Origin of the sequence: Nonomuraea zeae (assembly GCF_005889725.1) — a bacterium.
GTDB lineage: Bacteria > Actinomycetota > Actinomycetes > Streptosporangiales > Streptosporangiaceae > Nonomuraea > Nonomuraea zeae.
In genome coordinates, this window is the sequence record NZ_VCKX01000181.1 from 1 (window position 1) to 25,385 (window position 25,385).

Sequence of the window (25,385 nt, forward strand, 5' to 3'; positions counted from 1 at the left end):
GGTTGCGGGTGGGGAGCGAGCCGGGGGTGCAGGCCTTCTTCACGCAGTTCTACGACGTCAGCGGGACGATGTTCATGATCGGGACCGGGCTGGGCGTGGTCTGGCTGGCCTACCGGCTGCTCGACCTCAGCTGACGGGCGCGGGGCTGGGCAGGAGGCCGACGGCCAGGCGTACCCAGGCGGCGACGAACTGGTCCTTCTCCGCGTGTCCCGGCAGCTCGCCCACGGTCTCCTGGAAGAGCCGGTAGTGCACGACGGAGCCGCCGAGCACCGCCGCGATGCCCGTCCAGTCGACCTTGGCGTCGTTGTACTCGGGCTGCGCCTGGAACCAGGTGACGATCGCGTCGAACATGGGCTGCAGCAGCCCTTCACGTACGACGGCGACCAGCTCGGGGAACTGGCTCAGGTCGCGGAAGAAGACCCGGGTCAGCTCGGACTCCTCGCGCACCTTGGCGAGCCCGGCGCGGCACAGATGGGACAGCCGCTCCTCCAGGTCCGCGGAGGCTTCCATGGTGTTCAGCTCGGCCAGGCTGCCCGCCACCTGGCTCCTGGTACGGGTGGCATGCTCGTTGATCGCCGCGGCGAGCACCTCGTACTTGGACTTGAAGTGCCTGTAGAGCCCTCCGGCGCCGGGGGAGAGCCCTGACGCGGCCTCGATCTCGGCCACGGACGTGGCGGAATAGCCACGCTCGGCGAACAGCCGCAGGGCCTCATCGATGATCCGCTCGCGGGTCGATCTGGTCATATCTATCCTGATACCTCCGTAAGGAGAGTAGTCGTTGGGGCCGACCGCGTTGGGCGGCCCTCCCCGATCCGGCCGAGTCCGCGCCTACGGAGCGGCGCGCCGGATCAGGCCCGCCAGGGCGGAGCCCGCGATCAGCCAGACGATCGCGGCCAGGCCGTGGTTGACCAGTGTCGTCCACCGGGGGTCGGCGAGCTGGAACAGGTTCGCCAGCCCCAGGGACAGCGACGAGGCCAGCGACTCGACGAACTGGTACCAGATGTTGGCCGGGTTCGCCCGGAAGACCGAGAAGAGCGCGTAGAGCACCAGGGCCAGCGCCGCCACTCTGGAGGCGACCTTCACCGCGTAGGCCAACGCGGAGACGATCCGGTGCCACGCCGTCACCGGGGCGCCGCCCGGCCTGGCGGGCCTGTGCGGGCGGGGGACGGCGGAGGGGGCGACGAGCCGGTCACCGGCCTGTGGCGGTCTGGGGGTCTCGGCCATCGGCCGCTCCTCTCCGATAAGTAATTCCTTTCTTCCCATTCCTAGGGTCGCAGAACAAGGGCCGTTACGCGGGGTAGAGCACTGTTTGGCATCCTGCTCATGTGACGACTTCTGTGGGATTCGACCTTGACATGACATTGGCAGACACCAGGTCCGGGATCGCGGCTGTTTACGATGAGCTGTCCGTGCGTTTGGGCGTGCGCATGGATAGCGCCGCGATCGTGCGGAGGCTGGGCCCGCCGCTGGAGATGGAGCTGGCGAACTGGCTTCCGGTTGAGGAGATCGCCGCAGCCGCCGACCTTTTTCGAGAGATATATCCGGATAAGGGGGTTCCGGTGCACACGGCCATGGCCGGCGCGTACGAGGCGGTCGAGGCCGTACGCGCGGGCGGCGGCCGGGTCATCGTGGTCACCGGCAAGAACATCCGGGACGCGGTCGGCACGGTCGAACTGCTGGGGCTCGCCGTGGACGAGGTGGTCGGGTCGGTCTTCGGGGCGGCCAAGGGATCGGCACTCGCGCGCTTCGGCGCGGCGGCTTATGTTGGTGACCATGTCGCGGACATCGAGGCGGCGCGCGCGGGCGGCGCCGTGAGCGTGACGGTCGCGACCGGCCCCTACACGGTGGGAGAGCTGCGTGATCACGGAGCCGATGTCACGCTGGGGGACCTCACCGAATTCGCCACCTGGTTCGCCGATTGGCGCAGGCGTGACGAACTCCGCTAATTGCCCGCCATTTACCCGGTCGCCCTGGCGCTCCGCGGGGCATAACCTACATCCATCCATCATCATTTCGACTGTTTGAACGAGGTCCTCCTGTGCCGAGTGGCAAGGTCAAGTGGTACGACGCCGACAAGGGTTTCGGCTTCCTCACCCGCGACGACGGCGGTGAGGTCTTCGTGCATTCCTCCGCGCTGCCCACTGGCGCAGGCCCGCTCAAGCCCGGACAGAAGGTGGAGTTCGGCGTGGCCGAGGGCCGCCGCGGCCAGCAGGCCCTGTCGGTGCGGATCCTGGACCAGCCGCCGACGCTGGCCAAGGCCAAGCCGAAGGCCAAGCGGAAGAAGCCGGACGAGATGGTGGTCATCGTCGAAGACCTGATCAAGCTGCTCGACGACGTCTCGACCTCCTACCAGCGGGGCAAGCACCCCGACGCGGCGCACGCCAAGAAGATCGCACAGGTGCTCAGGGCCGTCGCGGACGACCTCGACGCCTGAGCCGCCCGCGGCCCCGGTCAGGCGTTGGGGTTGGTCAGCGGCTTGGTCGGATCGATCTTGTCCCCCCGCTGCTCGTCGGCCCAGCCGGAGGTGTCCGTTCGCTCGTCGGCCCAGCCGGAGGTGTCCGTTCGCTCGTCGGCCCAGCCGGAGGTGTTCTCCGGCTGGTCGGCCTGGTCGGGGCTGTAGTGGGCGGTCGCCACGTCGGCCGGCTGCGCGCCATCCCGGGCGGCCGCCGCGCGGTGCTCGCGCAGTTTCGCGTCGGCGGCGCGGACGCGCCTGCGCCTGGTGATCAGCAGCCAGCCGAGCGCGGCGGTCAGCACAACCGCCAGCGTGACCAGCCCGGCCAGGCTGCTCTGGGTGAGCGAGAGCACCAGCCCCACCAGCCCGCCGAACACCCAGGCGAGCTGGAGCATCGCCTCGACCACCCCGAACGTGGACGAGCGCACCTCCTCGCCGATCTCCCGCTGCACGATGGCGTCGAGCGCCAGCTTGCCCAGCTCCTGCGCGAAGGCGGTGATCAGCGAGATCGCCAGGGCGGCCCACAGCCCGAAGAAGATCGCGGTCACGATGCTGGTCACGCTGGTCACGGCCAGCGTCGCCAGCACGATGAGCTGCGGCGAGTGGTTACGCGTCCAGTTCGCGACGGCGGCGCCGGCCAGGCCGCCCAGCCCGGCCGCGGCCGCGAGCAGCGCGATCGTCTTGGGGATGTCGAAGAACACGACCTCCGCGCCCTGCGCCCGCGTCATCGCCAGCCAGGGCACCGCCTTGTCCTGGACCAGGAACAACAGGAAGAACAGCAGGAACCCGGAGAAGATCCGGATGGCCACGTTCGCCCAGACGGCCTCGGCGACCGTGGGGCCGACCTTGAGCAGGGTCCGCCAGCGGGGCGGCCCGCCCTCCTCCTCCATCTCGGGGGAGTCGACGTGGCGCGGCAGGCGTACGGCGACGACGCCGAGCAGCAGGAAGGCCACCATCGCGACGCGCAGCACCGCGGCGCTGCCCAGCCACACGGTCAGCCCCGCGCCCACCGGCACCGCGACGCCGGCGGCCACCAGCGTGAACAGCGCCACCCGCGCGTTCGCCGACACCAGCGTGATGTCGGCGGGCAGCACGCTCGGCATGATCGCCGCCCGCGACACGTTGTACGCCTTGGACAGCACCAGCACGCCCAGCGCCCCGATGAACAGCGTCGGCAGGTCGCCGGGGCCCACCGCGGCCGCCATCGCGAAGCACAGCAGGCCCCGCCCGAACAGCGTGCCCGCCATCACGTAGCGGCGCCCCGACCTGAACCGGTCGAGGATCGGCCCCACGAACGGCGCCAGCAGCCCGAACGGCAGCATCGTGATGACCAGGTAGAGGGCGACCGAGCCGCGCGCCTCGCCGACGGGCACGCCGAAGAACACCGTGCTCGCCAGCGCCACCGTGACCATCGCGTCGCTCGCGCTGTTGCCCGCCGACAGCTCGATCAGCCGGCCGAGCCCGGTGCGGCCGGCGCCGTTGGCGTAGGTGAGCCGCCGCGTGGCCCGGCCCACCTTGTGCGCGCCCGCGGCGGTGGCCTTGCTCGCCCGCGCCGTGCCGCTCGCCGTGGCCTTGCCCGCGCGGGCGGTCGCGCGGCCCGCGCCGGCGACCCCGCTCCCGACGCGTCGCGAGATCTCGCGCGCTCGCTTCCAGGCTCCCTCCACGCCTACCAGTCTTACCCGATTCAAGTGCTATCTCTGCCTGGGTTCGGGGGTTGTGGGACTTCCAGGTCCGGCCATGGGTGAGAATGAAGTGTGAGCGAACAGCACCTTTCGGCGGAGGCGGCCCGATGAGCCGCACCAGGGCCCGCGTCTCCGCTCCCGACCAGGCCTGTGCGGCCGCGGTCGATCTGGCGCGCGCCGCGGCCGAGGAGCTGGCGTGGCCGGGCGAGGCCGGCGACCACCTCGGCTACGAGGCCGAGGGCGACCGCATCGTCACCCACTATTTCGCCTGTCTCGACCGGGCCTATCGCGGCTGGCGCTGGGCCGTCACCGTCACGCGTGCCTCGCGCGCGAAGAAGGTCACGGTCAGCGAGGCCGTCCTGCTCCCCGGCGCCGGAGCGCTGCTGGCGCCCGAGTGGCTGCCGTGGAGCGAGCGGTTGCGTCCCGGAGACCTCGGCGTGGGCGACCTGCTGCCGACGTCGGACGACGACGACAGGCTGGCACCAGGTTTCACCGAGACCGACGAAGACTCCGACCACCAGATGGTTTTCGAATACGGCCTGGGCCGAGCCCGTGTGCTCTCGGCCATCGGCAGAGACCGGGCTGCCAGACGCTGGCACGCGGGCGAGCACGGGCCGCACACTCCGATCGCACACGCCGCTCCCGCGCAGTGCTCCACCTGCGGCTTCTACTGGTTGCTGTCGGGTGAGCTCCGGCTGTCGTTCGGCGTGTGCGCCAACGAATACGCACCGGACGACGGCAAGGTCGTCGCCGCCGACCACGGCTGCGGCGCTCATTCCGAGGCCGCCGTGCTGCCGCCGACGGTGGAGCAGGCCATCCCCATCCTCGACGATCTCGGGTTCGACCTGATCGAGGAGGAGGCGGGTTCTGTCGACGAATCCGGTTCGGAGGAGCTCGGCCACTCCTGATCGTGAGAGCCTGACCGTGAGTGTCGGTGAAGGCCGCTAACCTACGGTGGCCCCCCTACCCTCAACCAGGATCGTGATCGATGACCGCAAGCTTTGGCTGTGACCGGATACGAGCCGCCGTCCTCGCCGCGTGGACGGCCTCACCGGCCCGGTTCCGTGAGGACGCCAACGCCGAAGAGGACTTCGCGCTCGGCGGCTACCGCGACCGGCTGATCGTCGAGCTCGCGCAGAACGCCGCCGACGCGGCCTTCCGCGCGGGCGTGCCGGGTGTGCTGCGGCTCTCGCTCCAGGGCGACGTGCTGACGGCCGCCAACACCGGCGCCCCGCTCGACGCCACCGGCGTGGAGGGCCTGTCCACACTGCGCGTCTCGGGCAAACGGGACGAGGCCGGCGCGGCGGGCCGGTTCGGCGTGGGGTTCGCGGCGGTCGTCTCCGTCTGCGACGAGCCCGCCATCGGCTCGCGCGAGACCGGCGCGGTCCGGTGGTCGCGGGCCGAGACCACGGCCGCGGTGGCGGAGATCCCGGCGCTCGCGGCTGAGCTGGCCGGCCGCTCGGGGCACGTGCCCCTGCTGCGGCTGCCGCTCGACGCGCCGCCGCTCGACGTGCCGGAGGGGTTCGACACGCTCGTCCGCCTGCCGCTGCGTGACCAGGGCGTCGTCACCGTGGTCCGGCGCCTGCTGGCGGAGACCAGCCCCGCGCTGCTGCTCGGCCTGCCCGCGCTGGAGGCCATCGAGATCGAGCTCGACGGCACGGTCCGCACGGTGGTCGCCGACGGCTGGCACGTGGTGTCGGAGTCGGGCGAGTTCACCGCCGAGGAGGTGGCCGCGCTCTTCGCCGACCGGCCCACCGAGGAGCGGGCCCGCCCCTACTGGTCGCTGCGCTGGGCGGTGCCCGTCACCGGCACCGGCGAGCCGGGGCCGCTGCCCGCTGCGGTGCCGCCCGTCGTGCACGCACCCACGCCCAGCGACGAGCCGCTCGACCTGCCCGCGCTGCTGATCGCGTCGTTCCCGATGGCCACCGACCGGCGGCACGTCGCCAAGGGGCCGCTGGCCGACTTCCTGGTCGAGCGGGTGGCCGACGCCTACGTCAAGCTGCTCAGGGAGCTGCCGCGCACGTCCAAGCTGCTCGACCTGGTGCCATCCCTCATGGGCAAGGGCGAGCTCGACGCCCGCATCCGCCGCGCGGTGCTGGCCAGGCTGCCGGAGACGCCGCTGCTCCCGGCGCTGTCCGCGCCCGCCCCCGCCGTGCACACGCCCTCGTTCGCCGAGGCCGAGGTCTACGAGCCCGACGCCGAGTGGCAGGTCGAGCACCCGGCGCGCGAGCCCGAGGGCGACGGATGGGTGGTCGCGGGCAGGGAGGCCGCGGTGATCCCGTCGGCGTCCGGAGAGCTGCTCGCGGCGGTCGCCGACTTCGTCCCCGGGCTTTTGCCCGCCGGGTGGCCCGCCAGGCATCCCGCCATGGTCGCCCTCGGCGTGCGCAAGGTGGAGCTGGCCGACGTGGTCGACCTGCTGTCGGGCGAGGCCGTCGAGGTGCGCGAGCCCTCGTGGTGGCGGGCACTCTACTCGGTGCTGCCGGTCGACGACCCCGAGTCGCTGGGCGCGCTGCCGGTGCCGCTGACCGACGGCCGGGTGGTGCGCGGCCCGCGCGGGACGCTGATCCTCACCGACGGCGGCGCCGACCTCGACCTGACGCCGCTCGGGCTGCGCATCGTGCATCCGGAGGCCGCCGATCCCGCGCTGCTCCGGCTGGGGGCGGCCGAGGCCACGCCCAGGACCGTGCTCGAAGACCCGCTGACCAAGGCCGCCGTCGCGCAGTCGCTCGACAACCCCGACCCCGAGCCGGTGGCGCGGGCCGTGCTCTCCCTGGTGGAGGCGTCCGGGCTGGTGCCCGGTGAGGCGCCGTGGCTGGCCGAGCTGGCCCTGCGCGGCACCGACGGCGAGCTCTACCCGGCCGGGGAGCTGATGCTGGCCGACGGCGCGCTGGCGGGGCTGCTGGAGCCCGGCACGCATCTCGGGGTGGCCGCCGCCGAGCTGACGGAGACCTACGGCTCCCGGGTCCTGGCCGCGGCCGGGGTGCTCGATGGGTTCGCCGTGGTGCACGAGTCCGACGTGCTGCTCGACCAGGACGACTGCGACCACGACCTCGACGGCGAGGACGACTGGCTGGACCACGTCCTCGACCTGCTGCCCGAGCTGGCCGTGCCGCCGCTGGTGGCGGAGTTCCTGGCGGTGCGCGACCTGGAGCTGGTGGCCGACTGGCCGGCCGCGCTCGCGCTGCTGACCAGGCCCCCGCTACGGGCCGCGCTCCACCCGCTGCGCGTGGACGGCGTGGAGGTGCCCTCCTACACCGCCTGGTGGCTGGCCAACCATCCGGTGCTCGACGGCCGCAAGCCGCTGGAGCTGCGCCTGCCCGGGGCCGACCCGCTGCTGCACGGCCTCTACGCCGACGCGCCCACCGGGCTCGACGAGGCGGCGCTGTCGATGCTCGGCGTCCGCACCACGCTGCCCGAGCTGCTGGCCTCGCACGGCGGGCCGGAGGAGCTCCTGGAGCTGATGGCCGATCCGTCGATCACAGTGGACCGGGCCCAGCTGCGCGCCCTGTGGATCGCGCTGGGCGCCGTCGATCCCTCCCGGGTCGCGCCGCCCTCCCAGGTGCGCGCGGTGCTGGGCGGCTCGATCGTGGTCGCCGCGGCCGAGGACGCCGTGGTGGTCGAGGCGCCCGACCTGCTGCAGCTCGTCACCGACCGGCCGCTGGTGCTGGCCCCCTACGACCTGGCCGAGTCGTTGTCGGAGCTGCTCGATCTGCCGCTGGCCGGCGAGCTCACCTCCGGCGAGGTCACCTCGCAGGGGGAGGCCCGCGAGGTGCCCCCGGCGGTGCGGTCGCTGCTGACCGGCGCGCCCGAGACCTACGTGGAGCACGAGAAGCTGCTGGTCGACGGGGTGGAGTGCGCGTGGCGCTTCTTCGAGGGGGCGGTCCACTGCACCGGCGTCGACGGGCTGGCCAGGGGGCTGGCCTGGGCCACGGGGCAGTGGAACGACCGGCTCGCCGTGGCCGCCCTGCTGCGTGACCCGGACGCGGTGCCGCTCCTCCTGGCGGAGGCCGACCTGTCCTGACCGGGCCCTGGGAGGCGCCCCCCGTGGTGCCTCCCAGGCGTCCCGCCCGGCGGCGGGTCTCAGGCGGCGCAGCTGGTGCCCTTGGCGGGCACCTTCCCCTTCAGCACGTACGCGTCCACCGTGTTCATGACGCACCCGTTGCCGCTCAGGTACGCGCCGTGCCCCTCACCCTCGTAGGTGACCAGGACGCCCGTCCTGAGCTGATCCGTGAGCTTCGTCGCCCACTGGTAAGGCGTCGCCGGGTCGCCCTTGCCCCCGATCACCAGGATCGGCGCGGAGCCGGTGGCGTCGATGCGCTTGGCCGCGTCGTCGCCCTTCACCGGCCAGTGGGCGCAGGCCGAGCCGGAGCCCTCGGCCGACAGGATCGGGAAGATCTTCGCCACCCGGTCGTTGATCGCGGCGGTCTCGGCGACGGTGGGGCGCTCGGCGTTGTCCGCGCAGTTGATCGCCTGCAGGCTCGTCATCATCGTCGAGTACGTCCCGTCGGGCTTGCGCCCGGTGTAGGCGTCGGCCAGGGCGAGCAGCGTGGTGCCGTCCCCCTTGACCGCCGCGGCGGCGGCCTGCTCCAGCACCGGCCAGGTCGACTTGGCGTACAGCGGGGTGATGACGGCGAGCTGGGCCAGGCCGTGGGTCAGCTCGCGGTCGCCGACCTTGAGCGGCTTCGTCTTCAGGCCGTCGACCAGCGTCTCGACCGTCCGCTCGACGGTGGCGGGGTCGGTCCCGAGGTCGCAGCCCTGCGCGACGCAGTCCTTGGCGAAAGCCTCGAAGGCGTGGTCGAACCCCGTCGCCTGGATCACCGCCCGCTCCTCGAACGTGACCGTCGGGTCGAAGGCGCCGTCCAGGACGAAGCGGCCGACGTTCTTGGGGAAGTGGGTGGCGTACACGCCGCCGAGGTGCGTGCCGTACGACATGCCGAAGTAGTTGAGCCGCGCGTCCCCGAGCGCGGCCCTGATCCGGTCGAGGTCCCTGGCGGCGTTCACGGTGCCGACGTGCGGCAGGATCTTGCCCGAGTCCCGCTTGCAGGCCGCCGCGAACTCCTTGGCCAGCCTGTCGCCGTCGGCCGCGGTTCCGGCGCCGAGCAGCTGGTCGAGCCGGCCGCCGCACTTGACGCCCGAGCTGCGCTCGACGCCGCGCGGGTCGAAGCTGACCAGGTCGTAGCGGCTGGCCAGGCCGGCGAACGCCCGGCTCGCCAGCGCCAGCGTGTCCACGCCCGATGCGCCGGGGCCGCCGAAGTTGAAGACCAGCGAGCCGTGGCGGTCACCGGTGGCCTTGACGCGGATCAGCGCGAGATCGATCTTCTCCCCGCCGGGCTCGGCGTAGTCGAGCGGCACCTGGACCTTGCCGCACTCCGTGCCGGGGGCGGGGGTGGCGGGCTTGCCGTCCGGGCTGGTCAGGTCGGTGCACGGGCCCCAGGCCACGCTCCCCGCGTCGGCGGCGGTCCTGACCTCAGGGTCGGCGGTGCCGCAGGCGGTGAGGGCGACTGCGCCCAGGAGGAGGGCCAAGATGGGCTTCTTCATGCTTATAAGCATGGTTGGACGGGCTTATGGCGATGTAGTGGGCGGAAACACCACTTCCAGGTGACTTCGGCGAACGGCCGGAGATGACGAATGTCAGCTCGCGCGCAGTACGCGCGTCAACCCCGCGGCCGGCGGACGAACCACATGCCGAACAGGCCGAAGCCGACCCCGGTCACGCAGGTCCAGATCCACCACGTGTTCTCCGGAGCGGGACGGAAGATCAGCAGGACGACCAGGGCCACGGCCCACAGGGCGGTGCCCGCGCCGACGGCGGCGGTGTCGTTGGTCTTGATCGGCTCGGGGTCGGGGTGCCACTGCTGCTTCACGTTGTCCAGCCTAGCTTCCAATCGGGTCTCGATCTCATCACCGACTCTTTTCGCAGCTCATCGCGACTGTCACTCTTCGCGTCGTGAGTGACACTCGTAACGCAATCGACCGTTTCTTCGCAATCTCCGCACGAGGCTCGACAGTCTCCCGTGAAGTACGTGGCGGCCTGGCCACCTTCTTCACCATGGCGTACATCGTCGTGCTGAACCCGATCATCATCGCCAACGGCACGGACGTGGAGAAGCACTTCATCGGCGACGGCCAGACGGCGCCCGTGGCGCTCGTGGCGGCCGGGACCGCGTTCGTGGCCGGCGTGCTGACGATCCTCATGGGGGTCATCGGCCGCGTGCCCTTCGCGATGGCGGCGGGCCTGGGCCTGAACGCCTTCGTCACCTTCAACATCGCCAGCGTGATGACGTGGGAGGAGGCCATGGGCCTGGTCTTCCTCGAAGGCGTCATCATCGCGGTGCTGGTGCTGACCGGGCTGCGGACGGCCGTGTTCCACGCCATCCCGGCCCAGCTCAAGACCGCCATCAGCGTCGGCATCGGGCTGTTCATCGCGCTCATCGGCTTCGTGGACGCGGGCTTCGTCCGCCGCGTCGCCGCCGGCCCGCCGCTGGAGATGGGCATCCGCGGCGGCTTGACCTCGTGGCCGATCCTCGTTTTCGTGGTGGGCCTGCTCGTCACGGCGGCGATGGTCGCGCGCAAGGTCAGGGGCGCGATCCTGATCGGCATCGTCGGCACCACCGTGCTGGCGATCATCGTGGAGTGGCTGGCGAAGTCCGGCCAGGTCTCGGCCGAGAACCCCGCGGGCTGGCAGCTGAACGTCCCCACCCTGCCCGAGACGATCTTCGGCTTCCACAATCCGCTCGTCCTGTTCACGGAGTTCGACCCGTTCGGCGCCTTCAGCCGGGTCTCGGTGCTGCTGGCGGTGCTGCTCGTCTTCACGCTGCTCATCACGGACTTCTTCGACACCATGGGCACGATCGTGGGCGTAGGCCGCCAGGCGAACCTGGTCCAGGAGGACGGGACGCTGCCGCGTACCAGGGAGATCCTGCTCGTCGACTCGATCGGCGCGGCGGCGGGCGGCGCGGGCTCGGTCTCCTCGAACACCACCTACATCGAGTCCGCCGCCGGTGTCGGCGAGGGCGCGCGGACCGGGCTGGCCAGCGTCGTCACCGGCGTGCTGTTCCTGGTGGCGATCTTCTTCGCGCCGCTCGTCGAGGTGGTGCCGTACGAGGCCGCGGCGCCCGCGCTGATCATCGTCGGGTTCCTGATGATGACCGCGATCCGCGACATCGACTGGAACGACTACGAGATCGCGATCCCGGCATTCCTCACCATCGTCGTCATGCCGTTCACGTACTCCATCTCGAACGGCATCGGAGCCGGGTTCATCAGCTACGTTCTGGTCAAGGTGGTGCGAGGCAAGGCACGCGAGATCCATCCGTTGCTGTGGGGAGTGGCGATCCTTTTCGTCCTCTACTTCGCGATCGGCCCGATCCGGGCACTGATCGGCGGTTGAGTGTCGCGGGGGCCGGGTCCCCCGCGACCTTCCCGAAGAAGATCTCTAAGGAGGGCACGATCTCCGTGTATCAAGGTGTGAGATGTCTCGTTTGGGGAAATATCGTGCCCTCGCCTATAGTTAGCAAAGGTAATGACTCATGCTAACCAAAACCCAGCCCAAGATGGACCTGCGCAGCGACGCAGGCCTGGCTTCAGCCCTGCGCGTCTCGATGGCAAGGCTGACCAGGCGCCTACGACGACAGGCGGCAGCGCACTCGCTGACTCCCACGCAGTTCGCGACGCTCGCCGCGGTGGAACGGCATTCCGGGATAACCCCCGGCGAATTGGCCGAGCTCGAGAAGGTACAGCCACCCTCGATGACGCGCGTGATCGCCAAACTCGAGGAACGCGGCCTGGTCGCGCGCACCCCGCATCCGACCGACCGTCGGCAGGTGGCCGTGAGCGTGACCGAGGCCGCCGAGAAGCTGCTGAAGGAGGAGCGACGCCGCAAGGAGGCGTGGCTGACGCAGAGGCTGAAGGAGCTCTCGCCGGAGGAGCGGTCGATCCTCAGGCAGGCGGCGCCGATCCTGGAGAAGCTCAGCAAGATATAGAGCCTGAAGAACCCAGGACCGGCATGTTCCGGTCACTCAGGGTTCACAACTACCGCATGTTCGCGGCCGGTGGCACCGTCTCCAACGTCGGCACCTGGCTGCAGCGCACCGCCCAGGACTGGCTGGTGCTCGACCTGACCCACGGCAGCGCGGCGGCGCTCGGAACGGCGACCGCGCTGCAGTTCCTGCCGATGCTGCTGTTCGGGATGTTCGGCGGCGTGCTGGCCGACCGCTACCCCAAGCGCCCGATCCTCATCGGCGCCCAGATCCTGATGGCCACGCTGGCTCTCACGATCGGCGTGCTGACGATGACCGGCTCCGCCCAGGTCTGGCACGTGTACGTGATGGCGTTCCTGCTCGGCATGATCTCCTGCGTGGAGGTGCCGACGCGGCAGGCGTTCGTGGTCGAGATGGTCGGCCGCCAGGACCTGCCCAACGCGATCGCACTGAACAGCTCCATCTTCAACCTGGCCCGCGTGGTCGGCCCGGCGCTGGCCGGACTGCTGATCTACGTGTTCGGCGGTACGGGCCCGATCTTCCTGATCAACGCGCTGACCTTCGGCGGCGTGATCTCCAGCCTGGTCTTCATGCGGAAGTCCGAGCTGAACACCTCCGAGCCAATTCCCCGGGCCAAGGGCCAGCTCCGCGAGGGTCTGCGTTACGTGATCCAGCGCGAAGAGCTGCTCATGCCGGTGCTGCTGATCGGGTTCGTCTCGATGTTCTCGCAGTCGTTCTCGATGTCGATCGCGCTGATGGCCCGTGAGGTGTTCAAGGCCGGGGCCTCGTCGTTCGGGCTGGCCTCCAGCATGTTCGCGGTGGGAGCGCTCGGCGGGGCGCTGCTCGCGGCGCGCCGGGCACGGCTGTCGCGGAAGGTGCTGGTGGCCGGAGCGCTCGGGTTCGGGCTGTTCCAGATCGCCACCGGGCTGGCCCCGTTCTATCCCGTCTACCTGCTGCTGCTGATCCCGACCGGGATCGCGCTGATCACGATCAACACGGCCGCGAACGCCAGCGTCCAGATCGCCACCTCTCCGGACATGCGGGGACGGGTCATGGGGATCTACATGCTGGTGTTCACCGGCGGGGCGCCCGTGGGGGCGCCGCTGATCGGCTGGCTGTCGGAGCTGGGCGGGCCCCGGTCGGGCGTGATCCTGTCCGGCGTGCTGGTCCTGGCCGGGACCGGGCTGGCCTTCCTCGTGACGCGGCTGATCACCGCCCGGGTGAGCAGGTCGGTGCTCGCGGTGGCATGAGTCTGTGCGGGCGCTGCCTCGTCGCCGCGGGCGCTCGGGGCAGAATCGGATGGCATGAGGCTCTTCGCGGCTCTGGTGCCGCCTGACGAGGTGCTGGACGAGATCTCACACGCGATCGCCCCGTACGTCGGGCAGGTGCCGGGGCTGCGCTGGCCCGACCGGGCCACCTGGCACATCACGCTGGCCTTCTTCGGCGAGGTGCCCGAGACGGTGCTGCCCGAGCTGGAGGTGCGCCTGGCCCGCGCCGTACACCGCCACACCGTCCTCGACCTGGCCTTCACCGGCTTCGGGGCCTTCTCGTCCGTCCGCCGGGCCAGGGTCTTCTGGGCCGGCGTCACCGGTGACTCGATGGTCCGGCTGGCCGACTCGGTCAAGGCGGGCGGGCGGCGGGCCGGAGCCGTGCAGACGGACGAGAAACGCTTCCACCCGCACCTCACGCTGGCCCGCGCCAAGACGGAGACGGACCTCCGCCCGCTGGTGGAGTCGCTGTCCTGGTTCAGCGGCTCGCCGTGGCGGGCGGAGAGCGTCCGTCTCGTCCGCAGTCACCCCGGGCCCCAGGTGAGGTACGAGTCACTCGCCGATTGGGCGCTCACACCCTCCGGACAGGGCTAGGCTCCAGGGCGTGGATCGTCCTCGTCCTTGGCTGCTGCCCATCGTGCTCGGCCTGTTGCTGCTGATCGTCGTGCTCGGCGCCCTGCTGACCTGAGTCACCTCCGGGCCGGCCGGCCGATCACCAGGCGTAGTCCTCCGGAGCGGTGCGGTGGCCGGGGAAGATCTCGTCCAGGCGGGCCAGGGCGGCCTCGTCCAGGTCGATCTCCAGGACCCGCAGGCTGCCGTCGAGCTGCTCCATCGTGCGCGGGCCGATGATCGGCGCGGTGACCGCACGCTGCTTGAGCAGCCAGGCCAGGGCCACGTTCGCCGGGTCCTCGCCCAGCTCGTCACAGAACTTCTCGTACCGCTCGATCTTGTCGCGGTGCCTGTCGAGCTGCTTGACCATGTTCTCGGCGGCCGAGCGGCCCTTGTCGATCTTGCGTAGCACGCCGCCGAGCAGGCCGCCGGCCAGCGGGCTCCACGGGATCACGCCGATGCCGTAGTCCTCGCACGCGGGCAGCACCTCCAGCTCGGGCGCGCGGGTGAGCAGGTTGTAGTGGGACTGCTCGCTGACCAGCCCGGTGAAGTTGCGCCTGGCGGCGGTCTCCTGGGCCTTGGCGATGTGCCAGCCCGCGAAGTTCGACGAGCCGACGTAGAGGATCTTGCCCTGCTGGCGCAGAACCTCCATGGCCTCCCAGAACTCGTCGAACGGGGTGTTCCGGTCGACGTGGTGGGCCTGGTAGATGTCGATGTAGTCGGTCTGCATGCGCTTCAGCGAGGCGTCGGCGGCCCTGCGGATGTTGAGCGCGGACAGCTTGCGCTCGTTGGGCCAGTCGCCCATGTCGCCGTAGACCTTGGTCGCGATGACCGTCCGCTCGCGGCGCCCGCCGCCCTGCGCGAACCACCGGCCGAGGATGTTCTCGGTGACACCCTCGCCCTTCTTGCCGCCGTACACGTTCGCCGTGTCGAAGAAGTTGATGCCCAGCTCGTGAGCCCGGTCCATGATCGCGAAGGAGTCTTCCTCCGAGGTCCGCGGGCCGAAGTTCATGGTGCCGAGGCAGAGCGGACTCACTTGGAGGCCGCTGCGTCCGAGGTTGACATATTCCATGACTCAACCCTAAATACCTGGAGTGCACTCCAGGCCATAGACTGAATTCATGATCTCCGGCGAAACATTCAGCTCTCCGCTGAAGTCGCCCGATTCATGATCTTACTGCTCCGCGCCGCGGTGCCGCTCTTCCTGTCCATGGTCATGGGCATGGCCGGGACGGTGGTGGTCACCTCCGTGCTCGGCAAGCACGACACTGTCACGCTGGCCGCCTTCGCGGTCGTGACCGCCGTGCTCAACCCCGCGGGTGCCGCGGTCCAGGGAGCGCTGCGCGGGCTCGGGCCGTTCGTGGCGCCGTACCGGGAGGATCCGGCGGGGGCCGTGCCGATCGTGCGGGACGCGCGCTGGCTCAGCCTGGCCACGGGCGTGGCCGGGGCGCTGGCCGTCCTCTGCGTGCCGGCGCTGGCGAGCCGCACCGGCGTGCCCGGCGAGGTGGTGCGGGAGATGGGTCTGCTGCCGGTGCTGCTCGCGGTGTACCTCCTGGTCTTCGCCTCCACCGGGGGCGCGAGCACGATCCTGGTCGCGCTCGGGCGCAGCGGGGACGTGCTCTGGTCGAACCTGGCGTTCGGGGTGGTGCTGAGCGGGCTCACCGCCACGCTCGTGCCGGCGTACGGGCTGACCGGGGTGGGGGTCGCCTGGGCGGTCGCGGGCACGGTGGCGGCGGTCGTGGCGAGTCTGTGCCTGCGGCGCGCGCTCGGGCGGCCCATCGGGCAGGCGCGGCCCAGGATGAGCGAGATCGTCGGCCTGGCGAAGGTCAGCATCCCGCTGGCCGGGACCGTGCTGATCAAGTTCGGCGTGCTCGGCGTCGTCACCTTCGCCGCGAGTACCACCGGCACCCGCGACACCGCCGCCCACGCGGTGCTGACCACGCTCACCGGGGTCATGATGATGGCCTCGCTGTCCGTCGCCCAGGCCTCGGTGCCCGAGGTGGCCCGCGCCCGCGACGTGGCGGGAGCGCGGCGGGCCAACAGGACCGCGGCGCTGCTCGCCGTGGCGGGGACGCTGGTGGGGGCCGGTCTGCTGCTCGGGCTCGGGGAGCGGGTGCTGGTGCTGTTCAGCGACGACTCCGCCGTGCGGGAGCGCGTGCTGGCGCTGCTGCCGCTGATGCTGCTGTCGTCGGCGCTGGACGCGGCCCAGGCGGTGCAGGGGATCGGGCTCACCGCGCTCAAGCGGTCGGCGGCCAGCCTGGTCTACTTCGCCGCCGGCTACGGGCTGCTGGTCCTGGCGGCCGTGCCCGTGGCGCGGACCTGGGGGATCACGGGATTGTGGGTGGCCATGGCGCTGGCCAACGGGCTGCTGGTGGTGCTGCAGGGGACCGGCTTCCACCGGCACAGCGCCAAGGTGGGATCGCCCGCGTGGGTGCGGCCTGGGACGGCGGTGCGTGGGGCATGATGGCGGCGTGGGGGATGTAGTGATCCGGGTGCTCGGGGTCGTGGTGACGACCTGCTTTCTGACCGCTGTTCCCGCCCATGCGGCGGACGAGGGGATGGAGAAGCTCTTCACCTTCAAGGACCCGAAGATCACCGAGTCCAGCGGGCTGGCGGTGTCGCCGACGCACGACGGCGTCTACTACACGCACAACGACAGCTCCGCGGCCCCGACCTTCTATGCCGTCGGCGGCGACGGGCGGACGAGGGCCACGTTCCAGGTGCAGGGCGCCCAGGCCAGGGACTGGGAGGCCATGGCGGCCTCGAAGGACCCGGCGACCGGCCGGGGGGTGCTGTGGTTCGCCGACATCGGCGACAACCTGGACGGGGCCTGGCCGAACGTCTCGGTCTACCGGGTGCTGGAGCCCCAGACGCTGCGCGACGCCACGCTGCCCGCGACCCGCTACCGGTTCCGCTACGCCGACGGCGGCCGCAACGCGGAAGGTCTCATGATCAACCCGAGGACGGGACGCCTGTACGTGGTGTCCAAGGAGTTCGCGGGCGCGGTCTACGCGGCGCCGAAGAAGCTGCGCACCGACCGGACGAACGTCCTGCGCAAGGTCACCGCCGCCCCGCTCATGGCCACGGACGCCGCCTACGCGCCCGACGGCTCCTCGTACGTCATCCGCACCTACTTCTCCGCCACCCTCTACAAGCCGTCCGGCGAGATGATCACGAGGGTGTCGATGCCGGAGCTGAAGCAGGCCGAGTCGATCACCTACACCCTCGACGGCAGGGCCCTGCTCACGGGCACCGAGGGGCCGAAGAGCCCGGTCTACCGGGTCCCGATCCCCGCCCGCGCCCAGCCCACGAGCACGCCGAGCCCGTCGGCGACGGCGTCCGCCCAGGGGCAGGTCGCGAAGGATGGCGCCGCCACGGCCGTCTCGGAGGCAGAGGTGGACGGGTTAACGCTCAGAGACGTTCTCATCTGGCTCGCCGCCGCCGCGGCAGCGGTCGGCGTGATCACCTTCCTGGCCCGTCGCACCCGCTGACGCCCGCTGAACGCCCGCTGACGCCCGCTGGGGCCGGGCCGCGCGCCCGCTGACTTCCACCGGTGCCGGGCCGCGCAGCCGCAAGCTTCACAGAAAACGGAGCACGTCGCCGCGGAGGGCGCGTTCGACGACGGTGATGGAGCGCGACAGCCGCACCAGCCGCGGCCCCTCCTCCCGGTAGGTGTCCAGGACCGCCTCGATCGCGTGCGGCGGGAGGTGGCCCTTGAGGTCCACCGCCGCCCCCCTGTAGCCGGCCCTGGCCGCCTCGATGGCCGAGGTCACGTGATGCCGCGCCATGCTGGCCAGCGCCACCGGATGCCGCCTCAGCACCTCGTACGCGCGATAGTCCGGCGGCACCGCGTCCAGGAGCCAGGCCACCGCGGAGGTCTCCCAGTCGGGGACGCTCGGCGGGCGGACCTCGGCGGGCCACTCTGGCGGGACGTACATAGTGACATCGTACTCATGTTCGATTCGTCCGGATATGGCGGGGACGGCCACTAAGTCGGAAAATCGTCATGTGACGGAGAAGATCGGGATCGTGGGCGCGGGCATCGTGGGGCTGGCCGTGGCGCGCGAGCTGGCCCAGTCCAGAGGCGCCGAGGTGACCGTGCTGGAGAAGGAGGGCCGCGTCGGCGCCCACCAGACCGGCCACAACAGCGGCGTCGTGCACGCGGGCATCTACTACCCGCCTGGCTCGCTCAAGGCCAGGCTCTGCCGCGAGGGCGTGGCGCTGCTCAAGGAGTACTGCGCCGCGCACGCGCTGCCCTACGAAGAGGTGGGCAAGCTGGTCGTGGCGAGCACCCGGGCGGAGCGGCCGCAGCTGAGCGCGCTGGCCGAGCGGGCGCGTGCCAACGGCGTGCCGGGCATCACCGAGCTGGACGGCCTGGGCCTGCGCGAGATCGAGCCGCACGCGGTCGGCGTCGGCGCGATCCACTCGCCGCACACCGCCATCGCCGACTTCCCCGCCGTCGCCCGCAGGCTCGCGCTCGACGTGGCCGAGCTGGGCGGGTCCGTACGCCTCTCGCACCCGGTACGCGCGATCAGGGAACGCCTCGGAGGCGTGGAGGTGCTGGCGGGGCGGCGCAGGTTCGTCTTCGACCGCCTGGTCGTGTGCGGCGGCCTGGGCACCGACACGGTGGCGAGGATGGCGGGGTATCCGGGGGATGTCAGGATCGTCCCGTTCAGGGGCGAGTACTACGCGCTCAAGGGCTCGGCCAAGGACCTCGTCCGCGGGCTGATCTATCCGGTGCCCGATCCGCGCTATCCGTTCCTGGGCGTCCATCTGACGCGGCACATCGACGGCGAGGTGCTGGTGGGCCCGAACGCGGTGCTCGCGATGGCCTACGAGGGCTACCAATGGCGAAATATACGAAATTTTAGGCAAATTCTGAGCTGGCCGGGGACGCTGCGCATGGCCAGGACCCACTGGCGTACCGGGATCAAGGAAATCCGCGGGTCGATCGCCAAGGGCGCCTTCCTCAAGGCCGCCCGCCGCTACGTGCCCGCACTCACCGCCTCCGACCTCGAAAGAACCCACGGCGGCGTGCGCGCGCAGGCCGTCGCCAGGGACGGCCGCCTGGTCGACGACTTCGTGGTGGACGTACACGGAAACGTGGTCCTGGTGCGCAATGCGCCCTCTCCGGCGGCCACGTCGAGTCTGGCCATTGCCCGGCACATTGCCGGAATTGTCCCAGCACTCGTCCGATGAGTGCATCCTTGGATGTGATGGAATCACGCCTGCTGATAGTCGAGGACGATCCGAACATCCTCGAACTCCTCGCCGCGAGCCTGAGGTTCGCGGGTTTCGACGTGACCACGGCCAAGAGCGGCCTCGACGCCGTGACCGCCGTGCAACGGCACCGCCCGGACCTCGTCGTGCTCGACGTCATGCTGCCCGACCTGGACGGTTTCGAGATCGTCAGGCGGATGCGCAGCGGTGGGCTGCACACGCCGGTGGTGTTCCTGACCGCCCGTGACGAGACCGAGGACAAGATCCGCGGGCTCACGATCGGCGGCGACGACTACGTGACCAAGCCGTTCAGCCTGGAGGAGGTGGTCGCCAGGATCCACGCCGTGCTCCGCCGTACGAGCGGGGACGCGCAGGCGGCTCCGCCGCGGCTGACGTTCGCCGACATCGAGCTGGACGAGGAGAGCCACGAGGTGTGGCGCGGCGGCAACTCCGTCGCGCTGTCGCCGACCGAGTTCAAGCTCCTGCGCTACTTCATGACGAACGCCGGTCGGGTCCTGTCCAAGCCGCAGATCCTCGACCACGTATGGGACTACGACTTCAGGGGCGAGGTCGGCATCGTCGAGTCGTACGTGTCCGTGCTGCGCCGGAAGATCGACAACCGCAGCCCCCGGCTCATCCACACCCTGCGCGGTGTCGGATACGTCCTCCGCCTGCCGCCGAGTCCCTAATGAGCGGCCTGCCGCTGCGGATCAAGCTGATGGCGTCGATGCTGGCGCTGCTCGGCTTCGGCATGACCTTCATCGGCCTGGTCAGCGTCTCCGTGCTGCACGGCTACCTGCTCGACCGGGTGGACAGCCAGCTCCACCTGCTCAGCGCGCGCATGGACAAGAAGGTCAAGAGCGACTGGCGCAAGGACAGGGAGACCACCGACCGGCCGATCCTCATCGAGTCCGACGCGATCGCCCTGGTCAGGGAGCCCGGCAGCGATTTCGTACCGATGCTGACCGATCGCGACGTGGACGCGAAGCCGAAGCCCGTGCTGTCGCCGTCGCCCGGCCCCGAGGTCTACACCGCGCCCGCCATCCGCGGCGACGGCGAGTGGCGGGTGCTGGAGAGCGTGGTCCAGCGGCGCACCCTCGTCGTCGCGGTGGACCTGGAGGAGGTCGACGCGATCACCACCCGGCTCGTGCTCATCGAGCTGCTGGGCGGCGGCGGCAGCCTGCTCATCCTGGCCGTGGTGGGCGTCACGATCGTGCGGCGCAGCATGCGGCCGCTCGGCCAGATCGAGCGTACGGCCGAGGCCATCGCCGCGGGCGAGCTGGGCCGCCGGGTCCCGGACGGCGACCCGCGCACCGAGGTGGGCCGCCTGGCCAGGTCGCTCAACGGGATGCTGGCCCAGATCGAGGCCGCGTTCGCCGCCAGGTCCGCGTCCGAGGCGGCGGCCCGGCGCTCCGAGGACCGCATGCGCGAGTTCGTCGGCGACGCCTCGCACGAGCTGCGCACCCCGCTGACCTCGATCCGCGGCTTCGCCGAGTACGCCAGGCAGAACACCGGCGCCGACCCCGCCGAGCTGATGCAGCGCGTGGAGAAGGCGGCCGGCCGGATGAGCCTGCTCGTGGACGACCTGCTGCTGCTGGCCAGGGTGGACCAGCAGCGGCCTCTGGAGATGCGCCCGGTGGACATGCTGGCCCTGGCCGCGGACGCCGTACAGGACGCCAGGATTCTCGCGCCCGACCGGGTGGTGAAGCTGGACGTGGTCGGCGGCGCGGCCCTGATCGTCTCCGGCGACGAGATACGCCTGCGCCAGGTCATCAGCAACCTCGTCACCAACGCGATCATCCACACCGAGCCGGGCTCGCCCATCATCGTGCGGGCCGGGGCGGGCAAGGACGCGCTGTTCATCGAGGTCGTCGACAACGGTCCCGGGCTAACGCCCGAGCAGGTCGAGCGGGTCTTCGAACGCTTCTACCGCGCCGACTCCGCCAGGTCCCGCCGCCGCTCGGGCGAGGACCGGGGCAGCGGCCTGGGCCTGGCCATCGTGCAGGCGCTCGTGACGGCGCACGGCGGCACGGTGACCGTGGACAGCTCGCCGGAGGGCGGCTCCACCTTCCGCGTGGAGCTCCCGCTCGACCTGGAGTGAGCTTCGGGCCGGAACGCGGGCGCCCTGGGCCGGGACGCGGGAGCTCCGGGTGTCGATCGCTGGGTGCGGCGAACTCCCACGCGCCTTGGAGTGTGCCTTCAGCTAACCCTCAGGTGCCTGCGTCACTCTAAGTAGGTGACGAAACCCGAGGCGCTGATCATGGTGGTGGACGACGAGCCCAGCATCAGGGATCTGCTGTCGGCCAGCCTGCGCTTCTCCGGGTTCGAGGTGCTGACCGCCGCCGACGGGCAGGAAGCCGTCGAGGTCGCCGAGCGGGCCACGCCCGACCTGGTCGTGCTCGACGTGATGCTGCCCGACCTGGACGGGTTCGAGGTGGCCAGGCGCATCGACGCGCCCGTGCTGTTCCTGACCGCGCGGGACGCCACCGAGGACAAGATCGCCGGGCTGCGGGTGGGCGACGACTACGTGACCAAGCCGTTCAGCCTGGAGGAGGTGCAGGCCAGGATCAGGGCGGTGCTGCGGCGTACCCGGGGGGAGAACACGCCCGCCAGCAAGCTGAAGGTGGCCGACCTGGAGCTGGACGAGGACGCCCGCGAGGTCTGGCGGGGCGGGCGGCAGGTGCGGCTGTCGCCGACCGAGTTCAAGCTGCTGCACTACTTCATGGTCAACGCCGGGCGCGTGCTGTCGAAGGCGCAGATCCTCGACCACGTGTGGAACTACGACTTCGGCGGGGACGCGGGCGTGGTGGAGTCGTACGTGTCCTATCTCCGGCGCAAGGTGGACGACGTGGAGCCCCGGCTCATCCATACGCTCCGTAGCGTCGGCTACGTGCTGAGGGAGCCGCCCGCGGGCTGAGCCGCGTACGTGCTGCAAAAGCCTGTGGGAGCGGCCGGGCACGTGGCGTGCGAGCCGGAGGGCCGGGCGCGAAACACCGCTGCCCGCGCGGGACCGCCCCCGGAGGCCCGCCACAGGTAGCGTGGGCGGTATGGATCTGCTGGGCGCGTTGGAGGCGTTGCGCCGGCCGCTGGACGGCGAGCTGTTCCCGCTGTCCGTCGGCGCGGCCGCGGACGACAGACGTGCGCTGCGGGAGCTGACCGGGCAGCTCGACGACTACCTGCTGCCCAGGCTGCGCGCCCTCGACGCCCCGCTGCTCGCCGTCGTCGGCGGGTCCACGGGGGCGGGCAAGTCCACGCTGGTCAACTCGCTGGTCGGCGCCGACGTGGCGGAGCCGGGCGTGTTGCGGCCCACCACGCTGGTGCCCACGCTCGTGGTCAGCCCGGCCGACCGCGACTGGTTCATGGGCCAGAACGTGCTGCCGGGCCTGTCCCGCGCCACCGGCGACGGCCCCGGAGCGCTGCGCGTGGTGACCTCGGACGCGCTCGGCGCCGGGCTCGCGCTGCTCGACGCGCCCGACATCGACTCCGTCGTCATCGCGAACCGGGAGCTGGCCGCGCAGCTGCTGGCCGCCGCCGACCTGTGGCTGTTCGTCACGACCGCCGCCCGGTACGCCGACGAGGTCCCCTGGAGCTTCCTGCGCTCGGCCCGCGAACGCAGCACCGCCCTGGCCATCGTGCTCGACCGGGTGTCCGAGGACGCCGTCGAGCCGGTCTCCCGCGACCTGTCCCGCCTCCTCGTCGAGAACGGGCTGGAGGGCACCAGGCTGTTCACCGTCCCCGAGGCCGCGCTGCCCGACGAGAAGGCCCGGCTGCCCGTCTCCCACGTGCGTCCCATCGCCGCCTGGCTCACCGACCTGGCCGCCGACGCGGCGGAGCGGGCCAGGGTCGTCCGCCAGACGCTGTCCGGCGCGCTCGACAGCCTCGCCACCCGGGTGCCCGCGCTGGCCACGGCCGTCGAACGCCAGCAGTCCGCCTTCGACGGCCTGCGCTCGATCGTGTCGGGCGCGTACGCGGGCGGGCTGGCCGACTTCGACGCGGGCATGCGTGACGGGTCGCTGCTGCGCGGCGAGGTGCTGGCCCGCTGGCAGGACTTCATCGGCACCGGCGACCTCATGCGCTCGCTGGAGAGCCGGGTGGGGTGGCTGCGCGACAGGATCGTCGGCTTCTTCACCGGCCGGGTGCCGGAGGCCGAGCTCAGGGACGCGCTGGAGAGCGGGGTGGAGACGCTCATCAGGGGCGCCGCCGACGGGGCCGCGGAGCGGGCGCTCGAAGGCTGGTCGGCCGCGCCCGGCGGGCCCGGCCTGCTCGAACGGCTCGGCGCCGTCGAGGCCGCCAGGCTCGGCCGGGCCTCGCCGGACCTGGGCAAGCGGGCGGAGGCGGCGGTCCGCGGCTGGCAGGAGTACGTCCTCGACCTCGTACGCGAGGAGGGGGCCGAGCGGCGGACCACCGCCCGGGTGGCGTCGTTCGGGGTGAACGGGGCCGGGCTGCTGCTCATGCTGGCCGTGTTCGCCTCCACCGGGGGGTTGACCGGGATCGAGGTGGGGATCGCGGGCGGGACGAGCGTGCTGTCGCAGAAGCTGCTGGAGGCGGTCTTCGGTGACCAGGCCGTCCGGTCGCTCACGGTCCGGGCGCGTGACGACCTGCGTGATCGGGTGCGCGGGCTGCTGGAGGAGGAGTCGGGGCGGTTCATGGACCGGCTGGCGGCGGTGGAGCCGCCTCGGGGCACGGCGGACGCGCTGCGCGCGGCGGACGCGCGGGTCCGCCATCACCGCGCCGAACTACCCGCCGCTCCGCCGACCGCTCCGCCGACCGCTCCGCCCGCTGCGGAGCGCCCGGTCGAGGGCCCGCAGACCGGCCCGACCGCGGAGCTCCCGGTCGAGGGCCCGCAGACCGGCCCGACCCTGGAACTTCCGGTTTCCGAGCCCGGCCGGCCGGGCGGTGAGCCGGGCGGTGGACGGCCGGGGGCGGGCGCAGGCGGTCGCTCAGGGGCCGGGCCTGACGATGATGCCGCAGAGGAGAGGCCGTGAAGCTGCTGCGCCGTAAGGAGGGGCCGTCCCTCGACACCAGGCTGGCGGCCCTGCTGGAGGCGGCCACGCTGGGCGAGGGGCGGCTGTCCGAGCAGGCGGTGTCCGGCGCGCGGGCGGTCGCCGAACGCGCAGGGGTACGCCGCAGGCTCTCGATCGACCACACCGTGGCGGCGCTGGCGGGGGCGACCGGCAGCGGCAAGTCCTCGCTCTACAACGCCCTGGCCGGTGAGGAGCTGGCGGACGTGGGCGTGACCAGGCCGACGACCTCGACCGCGCAGGCGGCGCTCTGGGACGGCGAAGGCTCGGGACCGCTGCTGGACTGGCTGGACATCCCGCAACGCCACTCCACCACCACAGAAGCCGATTTTTCGGGACTCGTCCTGCTGGACCTCCCCGACCACGACTCCATCCGGCTCTCCCACCGGCTGGAGGTGGATCGCCTGGTGGAGCTGGTCGATCTGCTGGTCTGGGTGGTGGACCCGCAGAAGTACGCCGACGCCGCGCTCCACGAGCGCTACCTGCGTCCGCTGGCCGGGCACCGCGACGTGATGCTGGTGGTGCTCAACCAGGTGGACCGCCTGCCCGCGCAGGCCGTCGAACGCTGCCTCCGCGACCTGCGCCGGCTGCTGGACGAGGACGGGCTGACGGGCGTGCCGGTGCTCGCCGTCTCCGCCAGGACCGGCACAGGTCTGAACGAGCTGCGCACGCTCCTCGGTGACCGCGTCTCCGAGCGCAAGTCGTGGTCCGCCCGCCTGGCGGCCGACATCACGGCCGCCGCCGACCACCTCGCCACCGCCGGCCCGGCCACGGGAGAGGGGCAGGTGGCGAGGAGCTGGTCACGTGAGGTGAAGGGCGCCGACGACGCTGCGGCCGCCGGGGTGGCCGTTGATGCCGTTGATGCGCGTACCGACGCCGAGCCGGGGCGTCCGGCCGCGGCAGCCGCCACGCCGGACGGACCGCCCGCGCCGGTGGAAGGACCAGTGGCAACGCCGGAAGGGCTGAGGTCTGCGAGCGGTGGGGCGGAGCCGGGCGGCGTGGCGGCCGGCAGGTCGGCGGCTGGTTCGGCGGAGTCCGGGGTGGTGGCGGCCGGTAGGGCCGCGGCTGGCAGGGCCGCAAGCGGTGGAGCTGCGGGCGCCGGGGTTTCGGGCGCGGGAGCTGCGGACGCTGTGGTCTGTCTCTTATACCCATCT

The 25,385-nt window shown here is 71.5% G+C and carries 23 protein-coding genes; 16 read left to right on the top strand and 7 right to left on the bottom strand.

Translation table 11 applies throughout. The features are described from left to right. Positions 1-126 precede the first annotated feature (126 nt). Positions 127-744, bottom strand: a complete 618-nt coding sequence (locus tag ETD85_RS40700; RefSeq protein ID WP_138695172.1) for a TetR/AcrR family transcriptional regulator — start codon at positions 742-744, stop codon at positions 127-129. A gap of 84 nt (positions 745-828) precedes the next feature. Next, entirely contained in the window at positions 829-1,224 is a 396-nt protein-coding gene (locus ETD85_RS40705) for a hypothetical protein (protein ID WP_138695173.1), read from the bottom strand. Between the two features lie 113 nt (positions 1,225-1,337). Here ETD85_RS40705 and ETD85_RS40710 point away from each other — a divergent pair, with 113 nt between their 5' ends. After that, complete coding sequence (locus tag ETD85_RS40710) at positions 1,338-1,946, top strand: HAD family hydrolase (protein ID WP_276617310.1); 609 nt, start codon at positions 1,338-1,340, stop codon at positions 1,944-1,946. Between the two features lie 92 nt (positions 1,947-2,038). Next, complete coding sequence (locus ETD85_RS40715) at positions 2,039-2,434, top strand: cold-shock protein (RefSeq protein ID WP_138695175.1); 396 nt, start codon at positions 2,039-2,041, stop codon at positions 2,432-2,434. Positions 2,435-2,451: 17 nt separating this feature from the next. On the opposite strand, the gene ETD85_RS40720 is transcribed toward ETD85_RS40715, so the two are convergent. Beyond that, positions 2,452-4,116, bottom strand: a complete 1,665-nt coding sequence (locus ETD85_RS40720) for an MFS transporter (RefSeq protein ID WP_138695176.1) — start codon at positions 4,114-4,116, stop codon at positions 2,452-2,454. A gap of 125 nt (positions 4,117-4,241) precedes the next feature. Here ETD85_RS40720 and ETD85_RS40725 point away from each other — a divergent pair, with 125 nt between their 5' ends. After that, on the top strand, positions 4,242-5,042 hold the full coding sequence (locus ETD85_RS40725) for a DUF3027 domain-containing protein (protein ID WP_138695177.1): 801 nt from the start codon (positions 4,242-4,244) through the stop codon (positions 5,040-5,042). An 80-nt stretch (positions 5,043-5,122) separates the two neighbouring features. Further along, the gene (locus tag ETD85_RS40730; protein WP_138695178.1) at positions 5,123-8,155 is read left to right on the top strand and encodes a sacsin N-terminal ATP-binding-like domain-containing protein; all 3,033 of its coding nucleotides are present in this window, start codon (positions 5,123-5,125) and stop codon (positions 8,153-8,155) included. Positions 8,156-8,214: 59 nt separating this feature from the next. Here the strand turns inward: ETD85_RS40730 and ETD85_RS40735 are convergent, their stop codons facing one another. Both ETD85_RS40735 and ETD85_RS40740 read right to left on the bottom strand, forming a co-directional pair. Further along, entirely contained in the window at positions 8,215-9,672 is a 1,458-nt protein-coding gene (locus ETD85_RS40735; protein ID WP_138695179.1) for an alpha/beta hydrolase, read from the bottom strand. Positions 9,673-9,788: 116 nt separating this feature from the next. After that, on the bottom strand, positions 9,789-9,998 hold the full coding sequence (locus ETD85_RS40740; RefSeq protein WP_240779747.1) for a DUF2530 domain-containing protein: 210 nt from the start codon (positions 9,996-9,998) through the stop codon (positions 9,789-9,791). Between the two features lie 83 nt (positions 9,999-10,081). On the opposite strand from ETD85_RS40740, the gene ETD85_RS40745 reads away from it, so the two are divergent. From ETD85_RS40745 to thpR, 4 genes are all read left to right on the top strand, one after another. Further along, positions 10,082-11,524, top strand: a complete 1,443-nt coding sequence (locus tag ETD85_RS40745) for an NCS2 family permease (protein ID WP_138695180.1) — start codon at positions 10,082-10,084, stop codon at positions 11,522-11,524. Positions 11,525-11,663: 139 nt separating this feature from the next. Next, on the top strand, positions 11,664-12,116 hold the full coding sequence (locus ETD85_RS40750; RefSeq protein WP_138695181.1) for a MarR family winged helix-turn-helix transcriptional regulator: 453 nt from the start codon (positions 11,664-11,666) through the stop codon (positions 12,114-12,116). A 23-nt stretch (positions 12,117-12,139) separates the two neighbouring features. Beyond that, complete coding sequence (locus ETD85_RS40755) at positions 12,140-13,363, top strand: MFS transporter (RefSeq protein ID WP_138695182.1); 1,224 nt, start codon at positions 12,140-12,142, stop codon at positions 13,361-13,363. 54 nt (positions 13,364-13,417) lie between these two features. Beyond that, positions 13,418-13,975, top strand: coding sequence for an RNA 2',3'-cyclic phosphodiesterase (gene thpR, locus ETD85_RS40760; RefSeq protein WP_138695183.1), 558 nt, complete (start codon positions 13,418-13,420; stop codon positions 13,973-13,975). A 118-nt stretch (positions 13,976-14,093) separates the two neighbouring features. Here thpR and ETD85_RS40765 read toward each other — a convergent pair whose 3' ends face one another. Further along, positions 14,094-15,062, bottom strand: coding sequence for an aldo/keto reductase (locus ETD85_RS40765; protein ID WP_138695184.1), 969 nt, complete (start codon positions 15,060-15,062; stop codon positions 14,094-14,096). Positions 15,063-15,158: 96 nt separating this feature from the next. Between ETD85_RS40765 and ETD85_RS40770 the strand changes: the two genes are divergently transcribed. Beyond that, positions 15,159-16,454: an MATE family efflux transporter gene (locus ETD85_RS40770; RefSeq protein WP_138695185.1), complete on the top strand. Its 1,296-nt coding sequence runs from the start codon at positions 15,159-15,161 to the stop codon at positions 16,452-16,454. 7 nt (positions 16,455-16,461) lie between these two features. Continuing rightward, on the top strand, positions 16,462-17,481 hold the full coding sequence (locus ETD85_RS40775; protein ID WP_138695186.1) for a hypothetical protein: 1,020 nt from the start codon (positions 16,462-16,464) through the stop codon (positions 17,479-17,481). Between the two features lie 87 nt (positions 17,482-17,568). On the opposite strand, the gene ETD85_RS40780 is transcribed toward ETD85_RS40775, so the two are convergent. Then, the gene (locus ETD85_RS40780) at positions 17,569-17,928 is read right to left on the bottom strand and encodes a hypothetical protein (protein WP_138695187.1); all 360 of its coding nucleotides are present in this window, start codon (positions 17,926-17,928) and stop codon (positions 17,569-17,571) included. A 34-nt stretch (positions 17,929-17,962) separates the two neighbouring features. On the opposite strand from ETD85_RS40780, the gene lhgO reads away from it, so the two are divergent. The 6 genes from lhgO to ETD85_RS40810 form a co-directional block, all read left to right on the top strand. Continuing rightward, positions 17,963-19,189, top strand: a complete 1,227-nt coding sequence (lhgO, locus tag ETD85_RS40785) for an L-2-hydroxyglutarate oxidase (protein ID WP_138695188.1) — start codon at positions 17,963-17,965, stop codon at positions 19,187-19,189. Between the two features lie 17 nt (positions 19,190-19,206). Beyond that, on the top strand, positions 19,207-19,899 hold the full coding sequence (locus tag ETD85_RS40790) for a response regulator transcription factor (protein ID WP_240779750.1): 693 nt from the start codon (positions 19,207-19,209) through the stop codon (positions 19,897-19,899). Next, a complete protein-coding gene (locus ETD85_RS40795) occupies positions 19,899-21,311 on the top strand; it encodes a sensor histidine kinase (RefSeq protein ID WP_138695190.1) in 1,413 nt (470 codons plus the stop codon). Before ETD85_RS40790 ends, ETD85_RS40795 begins: the two co-directional genes overlap by 1 nt. Positions 21,312-21,470: 159 nt before the next feature. Then, the gene (locus ETD85_RS40800) at positions 21,471-22,127 is read left to right on the top strand and encodes a response regulator transcription factor (protein ID WP_138695192.1); all 657 of its coding nucleotides are present in this window, start codon (positions 21,471-21,473) and stop codon (positions 22,125-22,127) included. Positions 22,128-22,257: 130 nt separating this feature from the next. Next, on the top strand, positions 22,258-24,195 hold the full coding sequence (locus ETD85_RS40805) for a GTPase family protein (protein ID WP_240779751.1): 1,938 nt from the start codon (positions 22,258-22,260) through the stop codon (positions 24,193-24,195). After that, the coding region (locus tag ETD85_RS40810; protein WP_240779752.1) for a YfjP family GTPase at positions 24,192-25,385 on the top strand (1,194 nt) is incomplete at its 3' end. The genes ETD85_RS40805 and ETD85_RS40810, both read left to right, overlap by 4 nt.